This is a genomic window from Bacteroides sp. UBA939 (genome assembly GCF_002293435.1).
Taxonomy (GTDB): domain Bacteria; phylum Bacteroidota; class Bacteroidia; order Bacteroidales; family Bacteroidaceae; genus Bacteroides.
On the sequence record NZ_DBDF01000183.1, the window covers coordinates 1 to 2,792 of the forward strand.

General features: G+C 38.5%; 2 protein-coding genes. Both read left to right on the plus strand.

Annotation, left to right across the window (positions count from 1 at the left end):
* Positions 1–2,118, plus strand: a 2,118-nt coding sequence (locus tag B2Z67_RS11765) for an RHS repeat-associated core domain-containing protein (RefSeq protein WP_291530025.1), incomplete at its 5' end; no start/stop codon positions are given.
* A gap of 9 nt (positions 2,119–2,127) precedes the next feature.
* Positions 2,128–2,763, plus strand: coding sequence for a hypothetical protein (locus tag B2Z67_RS11770; protein ID WP_291530026.1), 636 nt, complete (start codon positions 2,128–2,130; stop codon positions 2,761–2,763).
* Positions 2,764–2,792 lie beyond the last annotated feature (29 nt).

Genomic DNA, 2,792 nt, shown 5'->3' on the forward strand with positions numbered 1-2,792 from the left:
TTTTTGAGCAATCCTTCTGCATTTGCAGTACTCTCACAGACCAGCGAAAGTATGCCGAACGTATTGGAGACGGTTTCCGCAACTTGGGAAAGTATCCCCTTTGCCATAGAGATGCAGTTCTCCTACGATAGCTGGGGCAGGATAGACACCCTTATATATCCCGATGGAGAAATTGTTAAGTACCGCTATGACAGAGGGGGCATGCTCAAAAGCTTTTCCGGCATAAAAGGAGCCGTTCCTTATGATTATGTTAAGGAGATCGGATATGATAAGTTTGGTGCCAAGACGATCATTAAGTACGGCAACGATTTGGTGACGGTGCATACCTATTATCCGCACAATCTCCGCTTAACATCCTCTAACACCTTTCTTCAGTCCGGCTCTACTTATCAAAACGCTACGTATCGTTATGACAAAAAAGGGAATATCACCTTTATGAGGGTTTTGAACAACTGGCCCAACAATAATCATTTTGTTGACCAGCACTTTGAATACGACTCTGCCGATCAGCTGGTCGGGGCGACGGGAAGAGAGATGAATGCCGCTGACCATATCTATAATCTCAATGTATCCTACGATGCTTACGGCAAGATAAATACCTACCGTACCGATTTAAGAGACCGGAATTTGAATATCGTACAACAGCAAAACAGCGGATTTACATATCAGAATGCCCACTCTACGGCTTTTGCCCCTGTGAGTTCGTATGATTCTGTTTCCAATACCCAAACATCCTATACCTTTGGCATTAACGGCAGTTTGCGTACGAAGGCTACGCCCGAAAAAACGGAATACTATCTCTTTAATGCATTAAATAACTTAAAGGTCTATTCCGACAATGGCGAAAGCTACGGGTATTATGGCTATGATGCAAACGGGGAACGGACGTATAAAATTAAATACAATACCGTAAGCTCCCGCGTTAACCGTTATGGAGAGGTAACCAAAACTCTGGAGACGGAGAAGATTACCTATTATCCTAACGGCTATATTAATATAGACCAGTCTGGCAATTACACGAAGCATTACTATGCTGATGACTTGCGTGTTGCCAGTAAGATAGGTTCGGGCAATAACAATGAGTCTTTGAATGCTACTGTAGATATTGATTTCTTCCGCTGCCAGGATAGCTACAATGCACGTATGGAAGAGTTGGGACAGGTTATTATCCCTGCCGAAACGATGAATCCATTAGCCTTATACGATGAAGTAAGTACCTTGAATGGTAACAACAGCTCTGAAGATGAATTGTTCTTCTATCATGGGAATCACCTTAGCAGTGTACAAATGATAACAGACATGAACAAAGCAGTAAAACAGGGTGCTGTCTATGCTCCATTCGGAGAAGTATTATATGAATACGATGCCTACTGGAAAAAAGATACTATACCACAATATCTTTTTAACGGAAAAGAACTGGATGAGGAAAGCGGGATGTATTATTATTCTGCAAGGTATTATGCTCCGCCTGTATTTATTTCTAGGGATGCTTTGTTTGAAAAAATGCCATTTATGTCACCGTATGCCTATACGAACAATAATCCGGTAAATAGAATAGACCCTGACGGTAATTGGTCAAAGAAAGTTCATCATCAAATGGTTAGAATAGCAGTGAGTGAAATGGTACGAGACGGCGAATTAAAGATGAGCAAATCCGAAGCCAAAGCCATGATTAAAGGAATGCAAAAAGGAAGTGATATTTCAGACGGTTTCCTGAATGGAAATCAAAGTTCTGAAAAGTCATATATACATTATATGCGAGAACCTGGTCAGTCTGTCCAAGAAGCAAAAAAGGAATCCCAAAAATACATAAACGATAATATATCCGACTTCAAAGAAACAGGCAATTATGAATCTCTTGGACAAGCTTCCCATACTATGATGGATGCTGCTTGCCCTTCGCATGCGGATAAAAACGGTGATCCAGGAGTCAATGATCTTGGTTTAAGTCCAACAAAATGGAAAGAACATTTAGAAGGAGATAAAAATCCTACAACATCTCAATTGGGCAAAGGGGTTTCAAATGTCAAAAATGTTATTCGGGAAGGATTGGGATTAAAAAATAATAATAATCCTAATCAGGAACAAGGTAAAGGTGTTTGGTTAATTGATCAATAATGATATAGTATGAAAAATAAAAAAACAAAATGGATATATATAGTATTGAGTATAACACTTGTATTATGTGCAGCAATTAGGGGTTGTTATTCTAAAAATAAATTAGATAATCCTAACCCAACAAGTTACATTTTTGATGCAAGTATAGAGCAGGTGCGTATTGCGATAGTAAATAATGCGGAAAAAATTAGATGGTATCATTTGTGGTCTGAAATCGAAGATAAAGAAACTATTCACTATACAGATATTAAAATGGATGCATGGCTAAATTGTCATGGTGGTGGCAACAATGTTCTCTCCAAGATATACTTTCGATTTGGCAAGCCTTTGCCTTATTTTGTTGAATTTCATCTTCATTTAGATTCTATATCAGAACATAAGACAAAGGTTGAGATTTTTACATTAGACCCAGAGATATTTTTATTTGGGATTGGGTATGGGCATATTGGTTTTTCTCGGTCAAAAAAAGTTCCGCCAAGCACAATAGAAGAATATGAGATATTATTGGCTATTGGGGAACAACTGGGAGAAAGAGATATGCCTCCTTGCAATTATCCAAAAAAATGGTTAAAATATCAAGCTAAAGAACAAGAACGGATAAGAAAGCAAAAGGCAGAATTTGAAAAATTGAAGTCTAAACAATGAACGGTCGTGTACTACTTTGCAGGTATTTA

Excerpts from the sequence above, each read along its gene's own strand:
- B2Z67_RS11770 (WP_291530026.1), top strand. The coding sequence starts at position 2,128 with ATGAAAAATAAAAAAACAAAATGGATATATATAGTATTGAGTATAACA.